This window comes from Streptomyces sp. NPDC048650 (assembly GCF_043199095.1).
Classification (GTDB): Bacteria; Actinomycetota; Actinomycetes; order Streptomycetales; family Streptomycetaceae; genus Streptomyces.
Genome location: NZ_JBICVM010000002.1, coordinates 60471 through 76301, shown reverse-complemented (window position 1 = coordinate 76301; position 15831 = coordinate 60471). Strand labels below are relative to the sequence as shown.

Here is a 15831-nt window from a genome sequence, read left to right as displayed (position 1 = left end):
ACCGGCATCCCGCCCCCATCCGCCAACCGACGAAGGACACCACGTGAATCCGCTCGGCACCGGAGACCCGCTCCGCCTCGGCCCGTACCGCATCGTCGGGGTGCTCGGCGAGGGCGGTATGGGGAAGGTGTACTTCGGGCGGAACGCGGCGGGCGCGCCCGCGGCGGTGAAGGTGCTGCTGCCCGAGCTGGCGGGCGACGCGCACCTCGCGGATCGCTTCGTACGGGAGGCGCAGACGGCGCGCGCGGTGACCAGCGAGGGCGTGGCCCGGGTGCTCGGCGCCGACCTGGAGTCGGGGCGGCCGTGGATCGCGACCGAGTTCCTCGCCGGGCCCACGCTGGACGACGCGGTGCAGCGGCACGGGCCGTTCGGCGACGCCCTGTTGCGGGAGGTCGCCCGGTCGCTGGCCCACACGCTCCGCGACATCCACGGCGCCGGGCTGGTCCACCGCGACCTCAAGCCGTCCAATGTGGTGCTGACCTCGCGCGGCCCGCGGATCATCGACTTCGGTATCGCCCGTCCCGAGCACGGTCTGACGCTGACCATGACCGGCCAGATTCCGGTCACGCCCGGGTACGGGGCGCCGGAGCAGGTGCTGGGGCGGCGCGTCGGACCGGCCGCGGACGTCTTCTCGCTCGGCACCGTCCTCGCGTTCGCCGCCGCCGGCCGGCCCGCGTACACGGGCGCGGAGGTGTCGGCGGTGCTGTACGAGGTGGTGCACGGCACGCCCGACCTGGAGCTGGTACCCGGCCCGCTGCGGGAGCTGATCGCACCGTGCCTCGCCAAGGACCCGTCCGCCCGCCCACTTCCCGAGCAGGTCGCCGACGCCGCCCGCCCACCGCACCGCACCGAACGGCTGTGGAAGTCGGGGCCGTTGGGCGGCGACATCCGCGAACGGGAGGCCACCGCCCGGCGGTCGGTCGCGAGCGACGGGCCGGCCGGCGCCCCGCCACGCCGCACGCCGACCGTCGGAGCGGACGCCGCCCGCCCGTCCCGCCGACGCCTTCTGACCACCCTGGCGGGCGGTGCCACGCTGCTGGCGGCGGGCGCGGGCGGCGCGGCGTGGTGGCTCTCCGGTGACGACGGGCCGTCGGCCCCGTCCGATCCCTTCGACGTGCCGCCGGCCGCGGACGTGCGGCCCGCCGCACTCGGCAACGGCACCGGGGCTCCGCAACCCCTGTGGGACCCGTTGCCGGGCGTGGCCGAATCCGGGTCGGCGCCGCCGCTGCCCGTACGGGACGTGGTGGTGTTCGCGGCGGCCGGCGGCGGCATCGCCGCCCGCCGGGTCACGGACGGCAAGGAACGGTGGCGGGCCGGCGAGGCGCACGCCGACGCCGGCTACCTGTCGGTCGCCGACCGGCTGGTGGCCACCGCGGACAAGGACGGCGTGCTGCGCACCTACGTCGCCTCGACCGGCGCCCCCATGTGGACCGCCGAGGTACAGGCGAGCGCCCTGCTGGCAGCCGACGCCGAGCACGTCTACGTGCTGACGTCCGAAGGCGCCCTGCGCTGCGTCGACACGGCCGACGCCCGGGTGCGGTGGACCGAGCGCCCGCCCCTGCCCCTGACCGGAGGACGCCCGGCGGCGGCGCTCGGCTCGGGGCTCCTGGTGGTGTGCAACGACTCCGGGGACGTGGTCGCGGTACGCGCCCGCGACGGCGCGAAGGCGTGGATCCGCAAGGGCCAGGCCGCGGCCGCCCTGCCTCCCGCCATCGACGGCGGAAACGTCTTCCTCGGCGGCCACACCCTCGCGGCGGTCCGGGCGAGCGACGGTAGGCAACTGTGGAGCCGCGACCCGATGCAGGCCGTGTCGCGGGGGGCGTACGGCTGGGGCCCGCCCACCGTCGCCGGCGGGGTGGTGTTCACGCTGGACGGCGATGCGCTGCGCTCCCTCCGCCCGAACGGCGAGGACGCGGGTGACCCCTCGATGGTTGCGGGGGTCACCCCGCCCTGGCAGCCGCCGGTCGTCCAGGCGGGCAGCGTATGGGTGGTGGAGAGCGAGGACACCGGCGTGAGCGGCCTGCCCCGCGCGGGCGGCAGCGTGACCCAGACCTATCCGCTCAAGGACGGCCAGGGTCGTACGGCGGCGGGCGACGCGAACCGGCTCTTCGTCCTCAACTCGGGAGCGCTGGTGGCACTGCCGGTCTTCTAGGGGGTTCCGGCCGAGTGGGTCCCACTCCTGATCCGTAAGCCCATGTGGAGACACTCAGTCATGATCCGCCGCGCGGAACGACCTTCGAAGTCCCTATCGCAGCAACGCCGCCAAGTCCCAGATGCGCATCACGCCATCACGGCCGGCGCCAAGGACGACATGACGACCCCGCAGCTCGGCAATCAGCACGGCTTCGACCCTGCCCCTATGGCCGATCAGAGGGGCACCGATGCCCACGCCTTGGGCAAGGTCCCAGATGCGTACGGTCTCGTCCACGGATGCGGTCACTGCGACGCATCGATCGCCGACCACCGAAGTGTCCATCGCAAGGACGCGATCACCGTGGCCGGTGAGCGGTTCATGGATGGGCTCATCGTTGTCCCCCGACAGCTCCCAAACGTACAGCTCCCCAGGGTCGGCGGCCGCTGCCACGATCGGACGACCGTCGAGCTGTGAGACGGAGACAGCTCGAACGGCCCCGTCGTCCGGGCAGAGTGATGCCAGATGCTCGTTCTGCGCCACATCCCACACATCGATTCCCGAACCGCCGGCCGCCACCAGCGACCGGCCGTCGACCCACGCCGAGGCGAGACTACTGAGATGGGTATCGGGATCGTCGTTGACCAGTTCAACCGGCGCTCGGACAGGCAGCCCCCAGACCAGGACTTCGCCACCGTACTGCGTGCCCGTCACGAACCGTGGTGGCTCCACGCCCCGCACAGTGGTGACGGCCCCCAGGTAATCCACGTCATACGTCGTCCCACGGAGCAGCCCACCGCTCTCCAAGTCCCAGAACGCAACAGCCTGTTCGTCGCCACCGGCCGCCGGCACCGCGCGCCCGTTGTGAACGGCCACGGCCACCGAGTCGATTTCGTTCTCGGCATCGGGGTACTCGGCAGCAAGCGAATCCTCCGCGAAGGCATACACCAATGGCGGCTCCTGCCACACATCCCCCACCGGATCCCAGGTCCACACAGCCCCATTGAAGTCGGCGCAGACCACCAGCGTTCTCCCACGCACCTCGACCACAGCAACGTCCATGATGGGTGACGCGGAAGGTATTTTGCTGCTCAGCAACAGCGACTCGTCAGTCATGCGGCAGAGGGCAATCTCCGGCTCCGACACCCAGGTGCCCCGTCAAGACGGACCTCTAGCGTGTGGCAGAAGGCTGGGAGACGGGCGTCTTCTCTCCATGGGTGGGGTGTTGAGAGCTGAGGCGTTGTGGGTGGAGACGTTCACGGGTCTGCGGGCAAGGCAGTTCGAGCGGTTGTTGAAGGTGGTGCGGGAGCGGTCCGGGAACGAGCCCGGGTGGCGGTCGGCCGTGGTGTCTGCCGCGCGCCGGCCGGCCGCCGCTACCCGGCGAGGGAAACATCGGACGGGAGCCGGGGGCCCCGTTGCCCGTCCGGGCCTACGCTGCCGGTGACGTCCGTTTCGAGAAAGGTCGAATGTGCAGCCGACCCGCCGTCTCCTGCGCCGCGCGCTGATCGCCGGTGCCACCGCAACCCTGCTGGTCACCGGGGCGGGCGCCGCCGTCGCGGTGCCCGCCACCCCGGCCGCGGCCTCCGCACCGGCCTCCGCCGGGGCCCTGCCGTACGCCGGGACCATGCTCTCCACCGGGACCTCGCCCTACGCCCGACTCCGTTCGGTCGCCGCGCTGTCGGCCGAGCGGCTGGCCACCGGCGACCTGGTGGCCGCGGCCAAGTGGGGCACCGGGAGCCCGATCGACGACCCGGTCCGCGAACAGGCGGTGCTGGAATCGGTGACGGAGCAGGCACGGCGGGCCGGGGCCGATCCCGGGGCGACGGTGCGTATCTTCCGGGACCAGATCGAGGCGAGCAAGATCGTCCAACGTGGGCTGCACCACCGGTGGGACGCGGATCCGGCCCAGGCGCCGGCCGGGCGCCCGGACCTGGGCGAGGTGCGGGAGGAGATCAACCGGATCAACGGGGAGCTGGTGCGGGCCATCGCCCGCTCACCGCACGCCCGTTCGGCGCCGTACTGCGGACCGCTGATGGCGGGAGCCGCCGCCTCGGTGGGGCACGCGCAGCACCTGGACCCGCTGCACGGGGTGGCGCTGGCCCGCTCGTTGCGGTCGGTCTGCGGCTGAGGGCCGAGGGCTGAGGGCTGAGGGCTGACGGGTGACGGGTAACGGGGGCCGGCGGCCCGGGGCCGGAGGGCTCTCGTCACCCGTCCGGGCCGTTCACCGCTCCCGCGCCCCCGCCACCACGGATTTGGCCCAGCGGTAGTCCGCCTTCCCGCTGGGGGAACGCTGGATGCGGTCGGTGAAGACGACGGCGCGCGGGATCTTGTACCCGGCGAGCCGGGTGCGGCAGTGGTCCTGCACCGCCGCCAGGTCCAACGCCGTCGAGCCGTCCCGCAGTTGCACCACCGCCGCGACGCGGTTTCCCCACCGGTCGTCCGGTACCCCCGCGACCAGAGCGTCGTACACAGCCGGGTGGGCCTTGAGCGCCTGCTCGACCTCCTCCGGATAGATCTTCTCTCCACCGGAGTTGATGCACTGCGAGCCCCGGCCGAGCACGGTGACGATGCCCTCGGTGTCGACGGTCGCCATGTCGCCCAGCAGTACCCACCGGTCCCCGCCCGCCTCGAAGAACGTCTCGGCGGTCTTCTCCGGGTCGTTGTAGTAGCCCAGCGGGACGTGCCCGCGCAGCGCGAGCCGCCCCGGTTCGCCCACCGGGACCGGTTCGTGCGTGACCGGATCGACCACCGCCGTACGGGTGTTGACCCGCAGCCGGAATCCGGTGTCCGGCCCCGAGTCCTCCGTGGCGGTGCCGTTGAAACCGGATTCCGAGGAGCCGAAGTTGTTGAGCAGGACGGCGTTCGGGACCAGGGCGCTGAACTGGGCCCGTACGGTCTCGGAGAGGATCGCCCCGGAGCTGCTGACGCTGAAGAGGGACGAGCAGTCGGTGCCCTTGAGCGGACCGCCGAGGGCGTCGACGAGCGGGCGCAACATGGCGTCGCCGACCAGCGACACGCTGGTGACCTTCTCGCGTGCCACGGTCCGCAGTACCTCCTCCGGCACGTACTTGCGGTGAATGACGACCTTCTGGCCGAAGTGGAAGGCGATGAACGCGGTGAGGGTGGAGGTGCCGTGCATCAGCGGGGGCGTGGGGAAGAAGACGATGCCGTCGCCGCCGGCCGCGACCCGCTCGGCCAGCTCCTGAGGCCGTCCGACCGGCTCGCCGGTCGGTGCCCCGCCGCCCATGCCGGAGAAGAAGATGTCCTCGTGGCGCCACATCACCCCCTTGGGCATGCCGGTGGTGCCGCCCGTGTAGATGACGATCTGGTCGTCGGCGGAGCGGGGGCCGAAGCCGCGCGCCGGTGATCCGGCGGCCTCGGCGTCCGCGAGTGCCACCGGCGCGATCGCCGGCTCCGGGGCGCCGGCCGGCGGGGTACCGACGCGTACCAGGTGCCGCAGTCCGGGTGCCTGGGGGAGTGCGGCGGCCACCCGCTCGGTGAACTCGGCGTCGAAGATCAGGCCGGCCAGGTCGGCGTCCCGGTAGAGGTAGGCCAACTCCTCTTCCACGTAGCGGTAGTTGACATTCACCGGGACGGCGCGGATCTTCAGGCAGGCGTAGACGGCCTGGAGGTATTCGACGCCGTTGTAGAGGTGGAGTCCGACGTGCCGGCCGGGGCCGATGCCGTGGTCGCTCAGGTGGTGGGCGAGGCGGTTCGCGGCGCGGTCCAGCTCCGCGTAGGTCAGCCGGCGTTCGGCGCCGGTGCCGGGGTGGTCGATGTACACCAGTGCCTCGCGGTCGGGGACCGTGTCGACGATCGACTCGAAGAGGTCGGCAAGGTTGTACTCCACGTCTCCTCCAGACCGGGGCGGGCATCGGCGCGGCCCGGTCCGCGGACCGGGCCCCGGCGGTCATTAGAGCGTCGGAGGGGGGAGCAGGGAAGGGCCGCGGCCAAGAAATCTGACTACCTGTCAGAAAAGCCTTGAAGTCGTCGTGCGGCTACTGCAACCTGTTCTACGCCTTGAGACGGGAGGACGGAATGGGTGGTACACAAGGACGGGACACCGCCGACGGATCCGGCGCTGCGGAGGTATCGGCCGGCATGGACGGATCCGGCGGTACGGGCCCCGCGGGCGCTACGGACCGCGCGGGCGGTACAGGCGGATCCAGCGGTACGGAACATCTGACCGTGACACGCGTCGGCGCGACGCTGGTGCTCACCCTCAACCGGCCGGAGGCGAGGAACGCCCTCTCGCTGCCGATGCTGGTGGGCCTGTACGACGGCTGGCTCGCGGCCGACGAGGACGACGACATCCGCTCCATCGTGCTCACCGGCGCCGGCGGCGCCTTCTGCGCGGGGATGGACCTGAAGGCCCTGGCCGGCGGCGGAATGGCGGGCGAGCACCACCGTGAGCGGCTGCGCGCCGACCCCGACCTGCACTGGAAGGCCATGCTGCGGCACCACCGCCCGCGCAAACCGGTGATCGCCGCCGTCGAGGGCCCCTGCGTCGCGGGCGGCACCGAGATCCTCCAGGGCACCGACATCCGCGTCGCGGGCCGAAGCGCCACCTTCGGCCTCTTCGAGGTCCGGCGCGGGCTGTTCCCCATCGGCGGCTCCACCGTGCGCCTCGCCCGCCAGATCCCCCGCACCCACGCTCTCGAAATGCTGCTCACCGGCCGCCCCTACCCGGCCCCCGAGGCCGCGCGCATCGGCCTGATCGGCCATGTCGTCCCCGACGGCACCGCCCTCGACAAGGCCCTGGAGATCGCCGGCCTGATCAATGCCTGCGGCCCGCTCGCCGTCGAGGCCGTCAAGGCCTCCGTCCACGAGACCGCCGGGATGACCGAGGCCGACGGCCTCGCGGCCGAACTCGCCCGCGGCTGGCCGGTCTTCGACACCGCCGACGCCAAAGAGGGCGCCCGGGCCTTCGCGGAGAAGCGCCCGCCCGTCTTCCGGCGCGCCTGACACCCTACGGAGCCCCGCATGTCACAGGTCCTCACGGCACCCCTCGTCGTCGAATTCCCCTTCACCCGCTCCCTCGGCCCCGTGCAGAGCGCCTTTCTCACCGGCCTGCGTGAGCGCACCGTCCTCGGCGTCCGGGCGAGCGACGGCCGGATCGTCGTACCGCCCACCGAATACGACCCGGTGACCGCCGAGGAGATCCGCGATCTCGTCGAGGTCGCCCCGCGCGGCACCGTCACCACCTGGGCCTGGAATCCGGCCCCGCGCCGCGGCCAGCCCCTGGACACCCCCTTCGCCTGGGTCCTCGTCCGACTCGACGGCGCCGACACCGACCTGCTGCACGCCCTGGACGCACCCGGGCCCGACGCCGTACACAGCGGTATGCGGGTCGGCATCCGCTGGGCCGCCGAGCGGACCGGCGCCATCACCGACATCGCCTGCTTCGAGCCGGACGACGGCGACCGGGAACCGGACGGCGACCGAGAGGGCGGCCGACCGGCCGCGCACGACGGGGAGTTCGCCGACGCCGTCACCGGCATCACCGCACCCGCCCGCCTCGACTACACCTACTCACCCGGCGGCGCCCAGTCCCGCTACATCCACGCGCTCGCCGACCGCCGGACCGTCGGGGAGCGCTGCCCCTCCTGCCGCAAGGTGTACGTCCCGCCCCGCGGCGCCTGCCCCACCTGCGGAGTCGCCACCGACACCCAGGTGGAGGTCGGCCCCCGCGGCACCGTCACCACCTTCTGCATCGTCAACATCAAGGCCAGGAACCTGGACATCGAGGTCCCCTACGTCTACGCCCACATCGCCCTCGACGGCGCCGATCTGGCCCTGCACGCCCGGATCGCCGGCATCCCGTACGACCAGGTCCGGATGGGTCTGCGCGTCGAACCCGTCTGGACCGAGGGCGCCCGCTACCCCGACCACTACCGCCCCGTGGACGAACCCGACGCCGACTACGACAGCTACAAGGAGCTGATCTGATGCCCGAGCCCCGGCGCGCTCCGGCGCGCGAGGTCGCCATCGTCGCCTTCGGGCAGAGCGATCACGTCCGCGACAGCGCGGAGACCTCCGAGGTCGAGATGCTGATGCCGGTCCTGCACGACGTCCTGGCGCAGACCGGGCTGAAGGCCCGGGACATCGGCTTCACCTGCTCCGGCTCCAGCGACTACCTCGCGGGCCGCGCCTTCTCCTTCACCATGGCGCTGGACGGCGTCGGCGCCTGGCCGCCGATCTCCGAATCCCATGTCGAGATGGACGGCGCCTGGGCGCTGTACGAGGCATGGGTCAAGCTCCTCACCGGCGAGGCCGAGACCGCACTGGTCTACGCGTACGGCAAGTCCTCGCCCGGCGACGTCCGCGAGGTCCTCACCCGCCAGCTCGACCCGTACTACCTGGCCCCGCTGTGGCCCGACTCCGTCGCCCTCGCCGCCCTGCAGGCCCGGGCCCTGATCGACGCGAACCTGACCGACGAGCGCGAACTCGCGGGCATCGCGGCCCGCAGCCGCACCGCCGCCGCGGCCAACCCGCACGCCCAACTGCGCGGCGCGGTGCCCGCCGGGGACCATGTCGTCGCCCCGCTGCGCACCGGCGACTGCCCGCCGGTCGGCGACGGCGCGGCCGCCGTCGTGCTCGCCGCCGGTGACACCGCCCGCAGGCTCTGCGACCGCCCCGCCTGGATCCGCGGCCTCGACCACCGCATCGAGGCCCACAGCCTGGGCGTCCGCGACCTCACCGACTCCCCGTCCACCCGCCTCGCCGCCGAACGCGCTGGCGTCTTCGAACGGCCGGTGGACACCGCCGAACTGCACGCGCCCTTCACCTCCCAGGAGGTCGTCCTGCGCCGCGCACTGAAACTCGACGCCCCGGGCAGCACGGTCCGGATCAACCCGTCCGGCGGCGCCCTGGCCGCCAACCCCGTCATGGCCGCCGGGCTCCTGCGCCTCGGCGAGGCGGCCGCCCGGATCCAGCGGGGCGAGTCCGACCGCGCCCTCGCGCACGCCACCGCCGGGCCCTGCCTGCAGCAGAACCTGGTCGCCCTCCTGGAAGGAGATGCGCGATGAGCAAAGAGCCCGTGGCCGTCGTCGGCATCGGCCAGACCGCACACGTCGCCGCCCGGCGCGACGTCTCCATCGCCGGCCTCGTCCGCGAGGCCGCCCGGCGCGCCCTGGACGACGCCGAGCTGAGCTGGGCGGACGTCGACGCGGTGGTCATCGGCAAGGCCCCCGACTTCTTCGAGGGCGTCATGATGCCCGAGCTCTACCTCGCGGACGCCCTCGGCGCGGTCGGCAAGCCCATGCTGCGGGTCCACACCGCCGGCTCCGTCGGCGGCTCCACCGCCCTGGTCGCCGCCAACCTCGTCGCCGCCCGCGTCCACCGCACGGTCCTCACCCTCGCCTTCGAGAAGCAGTCCGAGTCCAACGCCATGTGGGGCCTGTCCCTGCCGATCCCCTTCCAGCAGCCGCTGCTGGCCGGGGCCGGCGGCTTCTTCGCGCCGCACGTCCGCGCCTACATGCGGCGCACCGGCGCCCCCGACACCGTCGGCTCCCTCGTCGCCTACAAGGACCGCCGCAACGCCCTCAAGAACCCCTACGCCCACCTCCACGAGACGGACATCACCCTGGAGAAGGTCCAGTCCTCCCCGATGCTCTGGGACCCGATCCGCTACTCCGAGACCTGCCCGTCCTCCGACGGCGCCTGCGCGATGATCCTCACCGACCGGGCCGGGGCCGCCCGCTCGCCGCACCCGGCGGCCTGGGTGCACGGCGGGGCGATGCGCAGCGAGCCGACCCTCTTCGCCGGCAAGGACTTCGTCTCCCCGCAGGCCGGCAAGGACTGCGCCGCCGACGTCTACCGGCAGGCCGGCATCACCGACCCGCGCCGCGAGATCGACGCGGTCGAGATGTACGTCCCGTTCTCCTGGTACGAGCCGATGTGGCTGGAGAACCTGGGCTTCGCGGACGAGGGCGAGGGCTGGAAGCTGACCGAGTCCGGCGTCACCGAACTGGACGGCGACCTCCCCGTCAACCCCTCCGGCGGGGTGCTGTCCACCAACCCCATCGGCGCCTCCGGGATGCTCCGCTTCGCCGAGGCCGCCCTCCAGGTGCGCGGCCGGGCCGGCGAGCACCAGGTCGACGGCGCACGGCGGGCGCTGGGCCATGCCTACGGCGGCGGCTCACAGTTCTTCTCCATGTGGTTGGTCGGCGCCGAACCGCCCCCCGGTTAGCCCGGCGGCGGGCACGCCGCACCCTGTCCGTCCCCGCCCCCGGTGACTACGCTGACGCCGGACGACCGACCGGGAGGAGCGGCAACGTGGCCGACAGCATCACCGAGCAGCGGCTGACCGGCAGGATCACGCCCGACCTCGACCTGACCCACGCCGAGTGGCAGCCGGGCAGCCAGGGCGTGGGCGACGTCCAGATCGCCTTCGTCGAGGGCTATATCGCGATGCGCAACGGCCGCAGTCCGGAGATCCCGGCCCTGGTCTTCACCCCGGCCGAGTGGCGGGCATTCGTCGTCGGCGCCCGCGAGGGCGAGTTCGACCGCACCTAGGGGGTGTCGTGGGGATCGGGCCGGACCGGCCATGGCCGGATCGCCGCGACGGTGACGGTGCCGTGGGCGTCGGAGGTCCGCCTGGGCGGCGCGGCGGACGGGTCCGCACGCGCGAGAGCCCCCCACCGGCGCGCGGTGCGGGGTTCTCGGTCCCGGTAAGTGCCACGGTCGCTACGAGTCCGTGGCATCCGGGGAGTTGAGGGCGATGGCTCCGGCGGGGCAGAGGCCGGCGGCCATCCGGGCGGCGGCCCGGTGCTCGGGGGCCGGCGCGGGGTGCAGGAGCACCACCAGGCCCTCCGCGTCGTCCTGGTCGAAGACATCGGGGGCCGTCAGGGCGCACATGCCGGCGCCGGCGCAGCGGTCGCGGTCGACGCTGAGGCGCAGCGGCTCTCGTGGGTCGCTCATGGGTTACTCCTTGTCCCACGTGACGGGCAGGCCGACCACGCCGTAGATGTTGGAGCGGTCGCGCAGTGGCACCTCCTGCGGCGGCACCGCGAGGCGCAGGGTGGGGAAGCGGGCGAAGAGCGCCGGGAACGCGACGGTCATCTCGACGCGGGCGAGCTGCTGGCCCAGGCACTGGTGGGCGCCGTGGCCGAAGGCCAGGTGCCCGGTGGCCTTGCGGTGGATGTCGAGCCGGTCGGGGTCGGGGAACTTCTGCGGGTCGCGGTCGGCGGCCTGCACGGAAATGGTCACCGTCTCGCCCGCCCTGATGAGTTGGCCCGCCACCTCGACGTCCTCGAGCGCCGACCGCAGCAGCGGGTCGGCCACGCTGAGGTAGCGCAGCAGCTCCTCCACGGTCTGCTCGGCGAGGCCCGGGTCGGCGCGCAGGGCCTCGAGCTGGTCGGGGTTGCTCAGCAGCGCGAAGGCGCCGAGTCCGAGCATGTTCGCGGTGGTGTCGAGTCCGGCGGCGAGCAGCATCCCGCCGATTCCGGACAGCTCCTCCTCGGTGAGGTCGGAGGTGGTCAGATCGCTGAGCAGGTCGTCGGTGGGCTCGGCGCGCTTGGCGAGGACGAGTTCGCCCAGATACTGGAGCAGCGCCGTATGGGCCTCGCCCTTCGCCTCTATATCCACCGTCTGGTCGAAGAGGGTCGCCACCTGGCTCTGGAAGCGCTCCCGGTCGGTGTACGGCACGCCGAGCAGCTCGCAGATCATGAGCGCGGGAACGGGCTGCGCGAATGCCTCCACCAGGTCGGCCGTGGGCCCGGCCTGCTCCATGGCGTCCAGGCACTCGGTGGTGAACTTCTCGACGCGCTCGGCGAGTTGGCGCATCCGGCGGACGGTGAACCTACCGGTGAGAAGGCGCCGGTAGCGGGTGTGCTCGGGGGCGTCGAGGCCGATGATGTCGCCGACCGGCGCCGGTGGCAAATCGCCCGGCACGCCCTCCATCGGCATCGGCAGATGCAGGAATTCGTAGCGTGAGCTGAAGCGCGGGTCGGCCAGGATCGCGCGGGCGGCGGCGTGTCCGGTGACCAGCCAGCCTATGTGTCCGTCGGCGTAGCGCATGCGGCGCAGCGGCCTGTCGCTCAGCGCGGTGAGTTCGGCGGGCGGGTCGAAGGGGCAGCCGGTGCGCCGGTCGGTGGGCAGGGTGGGCGGCTCATCGGCGGCGGTGTCGCCGGCGGTGGGGCCGGCGGCCGTCGGGTCGTACGACATGGGGTCCTCCTGCGATCGTCGGGCGGGGTGTGGAGGGTGCGCATCGGTGAAGTGGCGTGCGCGGAGCGGTGGTTACCGCTTGAGGCCGCCCTTGAAGGTGCGGCGCGCCCACACGTATCCGACGAGGGAGAGCGCCACGCACCAGGCGATGCCGATGACCGCGCTGGAGCCGATCTCGGTGCCGAGCCACAGACCGCGCAGGGTCTCGATGATCGGGGTGAAGGGCTGGTACTCGGCGAACCAGCGCAGGCCGGTGGGCATGGACTCGGTCGGCACGATGGCGCTTCCGACGAACGGCAGGAACGTCAGTGGCATCGGGATGTTGCTGGCGGTCTCCACGTTCTTGGCGACCAGGCCGATGCCCGCGGAGAGCCAGGTGAGCGCGAGCGTGAGCAGGGTGAGCAGGCCGATGGCGGCGACCCACTCGACGGGCGTCGCGCTGGGGCGGAAGCCCATCAGGAGGGCGATGCCGATGACGAGCGTGATGCTGGCCATCGTCTGGATCACGCTGCCCACGACATGGCCGGTCAGGAACGAGGCCCGGGAGATCGGCATCGTACGGAAGCGGTTGACGATGCCCTCGGTCTTGTCCACGCACACGCTGATCGCGGTGGTCAGGGCGCCGGAGGTGGCGGCCATCAGGATGATGCCGGGCGCCAGATAGTCGATGTAGTCGCCGCTGCCGGTGGGCAGTTTGCTGATGCCGGTGCCCAGGGCGCTGCCGAACACGTAGTTGAACAGCAGCAGCATCACCACGGGCATCGCGACGACGGTGACCGTGAGGGACGGGTAGCGCAGGGCCTTCTTGAGATTGCGCCGCAGCATCGTCCTGGAGTCCTGGGCGGCGTAGGACAGGGTGGCCATCAGGCGTTCTCCTCGGTCGGTGCGACGGTGTCGGCGGGGCGCGGCTGACCGGTGAGGGTCAGGAAGACGTCGTCGAGGTCGGGGGTGTGCACGGTGAGCGACTCGGCCCGGACGGCGGTGGACTCCAGGGCGTCGAGGACGGCCCGCAGGCTGGGGAGGGAGCCGTCGCTGGGGATCTTCAGGGTGAGGGAGTCGTCGTCGCGGGTGGCGATGCCGAAGATGCCCGCGGCGGCGTCCAGGCCCTGGGCGTCGGCGAACCGCACCCGGATGTGGCCGCCGGGGATGCGCTGCTTCAGCTCGTCGGCGGTGCCTTCGGCGATCAGCCTGCCGTGGTCCAACACGGCTATACGGTCGGCGAGTCGGTCGGCCTCTTCGAGGTACTGGGTGGTCAGGAAGATGGTCACGCCGTTGTCGGCGACGAGGCCCCGGATGATCTCCCACATGGTGCGCCGGCTGCGCGGGTCGAGTCCCGTGGTGGGCTCGTCGAGGAAGATGATCCGTGGGTCGCCGACCAGGGTCATCGCCAGGTCGAGCTTGCGCCGCATGCCCCCGGAGAAGGTGACGGCGGTCTTGCCCGCCACCTCGGACAGGTCGAAGCGGCGCAGCAGTTCCTTGGCCCGCCGCTTGCCCTCGCGCCGGTCGAGGTGGTGGAGATCCGCCATGAGGAGCAGGTTCTCCTCGGCGGTCAGCAGATTGTCGACGGCCGAGAACTGGCCGGTGACGCCGATCGCGGAGCGCACCGCGTCGGCGTCCCGGGTCAGATGACGGCCCGCGACCCGGGCCTCGCCCGCGTCGGCGTCGATGAGCGTGGAAAGGATCTCCACCGTGGTGGTCTTGCCGGCGCCGTTCGGCCCGAGCAGGGCGAAGACGGTGCCTTCCGCGATGCTCAGGTCGATGCCGTCGAGCACGAGCTTGTCGCCGTAGGACTTGCGCAGTCCGGTGGCGGTGATCGCCGGCGCCGTCACGTGCGCGGGGATCGGCGCGGATGTCCGGGTGACAGTCATGCCGCTTTCCTTTCGAAGGTGGGGAGTTGGGGATACGCGGATCAGGCGCGGCGGATGATGATGTCGCCGACCGCGGTCTGTGCGTGCACCTCGACGGTCTCGTCGGAGTCCGCGGGGCCGGCGGAGGAGCCGAGCGCGTTGCGTACCGTGCCGTACTTGGTGTTCACGTCCAGCCAGGCCGCGGTGCCCTCGTGGATGCCCACTTCGAGATCGCCGACGGAGGTGCGCAGATCGATGCGGCCGCGGGTGACGTCGCCGACGCGGATGCGGCCGTTGGAGGACATCGCTTCGACCCCGGCGTGGGCGACGCCGACCTCGATCCGGCCGTTGGCGGACTTGGCGCCGACGCTGCTGTGCGCGATGCCCACGGAGATGTCGCCGTTGGCCGCGTTGGCCTTGAGGCCGCCGGTGACCTCGCCGACCTCGGTCGCGCCGTTGCCGTTCTTGACGGTCGCCGTGCCGGCGACCGTGCCGACCTCGATCCGGCCCGAGCCGATGACCTCGATGTCACCGGTCGAGCGGGCCAGGCGGATGTCGCCGTGGTCGGTCTTGAGGTCGGCGCCGGCCACCTCGTCCACCTGGAGATCGCCGAGCGAGGTCTTGAGCGTGACCTCCCCGAGGCTGCCTTCGCAGAAGAAGCCGCCCATGGCCGAGGTGCCCCGGACGTCCGACCCCGCGGGCAGTTCGACGCTCACCTCGATGGCGCCCGGCTTGCCGAACAGGGACCGCTTCTTGGGCGTCCTGACCGTCAGGCGGCCGCCCGAGCAGGTGACCTGGGTCTGCTGCACGGCGCGCACGTCGTTGTCGTCGGATCCGTCGCGCGGCAGCACCTCCACGACCGTGTCGGTGCGCTTGCCCGCGGTGACGCGGGCGGTGCCGACCTCCAACTCGAAGGTGGCGGAGATCGGTTCGGGGGTCTCGAAAGTAGGCATGGCTGTCCCGTCCTGTTGGCTTGGGTGGGTGATCCCGCTGGTGAGGCGGGTGATGAGTGACGTCGGCCGGATCGGCGATCCGCCGGTGAAAGTGGGGGTGGGGCGGGCCCTAGCGGACCCAGCCGGTGAAGCCCCGGCTGCCCGAGTCCTTGCCGCGGCCCGGCGGGTGTGCGCGCTCCCCGCCGTCAAGGGCGGTGGACACGGCCCGCACCAGCCAGGCGTTGACGGACAGGCCCTCCGCTGCCGCGGCGTTCTCGGCGCGGCCCTTGAGATGGGCGGGGAGACGGAAGTTGATCCGCGCCATGGCGCCGTCGTCGGCGTCCGCGGGCGGCGGTGGCGGCGCGGGTGCGGCGGAGGCCGTGACCGGCGCCTGCGTCTCCTGGAACGGCTCGGGTGCGGGCGCCGGCGTCACCACGAACTCGGGGTCGAGCCCGCGCAGCCGCACATCGACCGAGCCGGGCGCCAGGTCCCGGGTGACCTCTCCCATGGCTGCAGACAGCGCGTTGAGCAAGGTGAGCCGGGTGGCGGACTCCAGGGGGGCGGTGAGCCGCTCGGCCAGGGCGCGGGCGTCGTCGCCGCCGGCGTCCGCCGCGACGGCGAGTTCTTGCCGAAGGTTGTCGACATAGGGCGTGAGGTCCATGACGCCATCATGGCACATTGATGGCGCCATGGCGAGCCATGTTGGCTCTTTCGTGGCACATGCGGCTCTGGCCTGGCGTTTTCTCGTTTTCAT

General features: G+C 72.4%; 15 protein-coding genes and 1 pseudogene. 8 read left to right on the top strand and 8 right to left on the bottom strand.

Annotation, left to right across the window (positions count from 1 at the left end; translation table 11 throughout):
* The first annotated feature begins 43 nt into the window (after positions 1–43).
* Complete coding sequence (locus ACGFML_RS06135; protein ID WP_393540564.1) at positions 44–2152, top strand: serine/threonine-protein kinase; 2109 nt, start codon at positions 44–46, stop codon at positions 2150–2152.
* A 93-nt stretch (positions 2153–2245) separates the two neighbouring features.
* On the opposite strand, the gene ACGFML_RS06130 is transcribed toward ACGFML_RS06135, so the two are convergent.
* Positions 2246–3247, bottom strand: a complete 1002-nt coding sequence (locus ACGFML_RS06130; RefSeq protein WP_393540562.1) for a WD40 repeat domain-containing protein — start codon at positions 3245–3247, stop codon at positions 2246–2248.
* Positions 3248–3344: 97 nt separating this feature from the next.
* Here ACGFML_RS06130 and ACGFML_RS06125 point away from each other — a divergent pair.
* Together ACGFML_RS06125 and aroQ are read left to right on the top strand one after the other, a co-directional pair.
* Positions 3345–3498, top strand: a pseudogene (locus ACGFML_RS06125) (IS5/IS1182 family transposase); the annotation flags it as partial.
* Between the two features lie 101 nt (positions 3499–3599).
* Positions 3600–4259 (top strand): gamma subclass chorismate mutase AroQ, encoded by a 660-nt coding sequence (aroQ, locus tag ACGFML_RS06120; protein WP_393540561.1) that lies wholly within the window; start codon positions 3600–3602, stop codon positions 4257–4259.
* A 93-nt stretch (positions 4260–4352) separates the two neighbouring features.
* Here the strand turns inward: aroQ and ACGFML_RS06115 are convergent, their stop codons facing one another.
* A complete protein-coding gene (locus tag ACGFML_RS06115) occupies positions 4353–5981 on the bottom strand; it encodes an acyl-CoA synthetase (RefSeq protein ID WP_393540560.1) in 1629 nt (542 codons plus the stop codon).
* A gap of 131 nt (positions 5982–6112) precedes the next feature.
* On the opposite strand from ACGFML_RS06115, the gene ACGFML_RS06110 reads away from it, so the two are divergent.
* From ACGFML_RS06110 to ACGFML_RS06090, 5 genes are all read left to right on the top strand, one after another.
* Complete coding sequence (locus tag ACGFML_RS06110) at positions 6113–7096, top strand: crotonase/enoyl-CoA hydratase family protein (protein ID WP_393540557.1); 984 nt, start codon at positions 6113–6115, stop codon at positions 7094–7096.
* An 18-nt stretch (positions 7097–7114) separates the two neighbouring features.
* On the top strand, positions 7115–8080 hold the full coding sequence (locus tag ACGFML_RS06105; RefSeq protein WP_393540555.1) for a Zn-ribbon domain-containing OB-fold protein: 966 nt from the start codon (positions 7115–7117) through the stop codon (positions 8078–8080).
* Complete coding sequence (locus tag ACGFML_RS06100) at positions 8080–9159, top strand: thiolase domain-containing protein (protein WP_393540553.1); 1080 nt, start codon at positions 8080–8082, stop codon at positions 9157–9159. The genes ACGFML_RS06105 and ACGFML_RS06100 overlap by 1 nt, the downstream gene beginning before the upstream one ends.
* Positions 9156–10322 carry a thiolase domain-containing protein gene (locus ACGFML_RS06095; protein WP_393540551.1) on the top strand — a complete coding sequence of 389 codons (1167 nt, stop codon included), beginning with the start codon at positions 9156–9158 and terminating at the stop codon, positions 10320–10322. Before ACGFML_RS06100 ends, ACGFML_RS06095 begins: the two co-directional genes overlap by 4 nt.
* 86 nt (positions 10323–10408) lie before the next feature.
* Complete coding sequence (locus tag ACGFML_RS06090; protein WP_393540549.1) at positions 10409–10648, top strand: DUF397 domain-containing protein; 240 nt, start codon at positions 10409–10411, stop codon at positions 10646–10648.
* A gap of 171 nt (positions 10649–10819) precedes the next feature.
* Here the strand turns inward: ACGFML_RS06090 and ACGFML_RS06085 are convergent, their stop codons facing one another.
* The 6 genes from ACGFML_RS06085 to ACGFML_RS06060 form a co-directional block, all read right to left on the bottom strand.
* Entirely contained in the window at positions 10820–11053 is a 234-nt protein-coding gene (locus ACGFML_RS06085) for a ferredoxin (protein WP_393540547.1), read from the bottom strand.
* A gap of 3 nt (positions 11054–11056) precedes the next feature.
* The gene (locus ACGFML_RS06080; RefSeq protein WP_393540546.1) at positions 11057–12298 is read right to left on the bottom strand and encodes a cytochrome P450; all 1242 of its coding nucleotides are present in this window, start codon (positions 12296–12298) and stop codon (positions 11057–11059) included.
* A 72-nt stretch (positions 12299–12370) separates the two neighbouring features.
* On the bottom strand, positions 12371–13162 hold the full coding sequence (locus ACGFML_RS06075) for an ABC transporter permease (protein WP_393540544.1): 792 nt from the start codon (positions 13160–13162) through the stop codon (positions 12371–12373).
* Positions 13162–14166 carry an ATP-binding cassette domain-containing protein gene (locus tag ACGFML_RS06070; protein WP_393540542.1) on the bottom strand — a complete coding sequence of 335 codons (1005 nt, stop codon included), beginning with the start codon at positions 14164–14166 and terminating at the stop codon, positions 13162–13164. The genes ACGFML_RS06075 and ACGFML_RS06070 overlap by 1 nt, the downstream gene beginning before the upstream one ends.
* Before the next feature lie 41 nt (positions 14167–14207).
* The gene (locus tag ACGFML_RS06065) at positions 14208–15098 is read right to left on the bottom strand and encodes a DUF4097 domain-containing protein (RefSeq protein ID WP_393540540.1); all 891 of its coding nucleotides are present in this window, start codon (positions 15096–15098) and stop codon (positions 14208–14210) included.
* A gap of 109 nt (positions 15099–15207) precedes the next feature.
* Positions 15208–15738 (bottom strand): hypothetical protein, encoded by a 531-nt coding sequence (locus tag ACGFML_RS06060; RefSeq protein ID WP_393540538.1) that lies wholly within the window; start codon positions 15736–15738, stop codon positions 15208–15210.
* Positions 15739–15831: the final 93 nt, after the last annotated feature.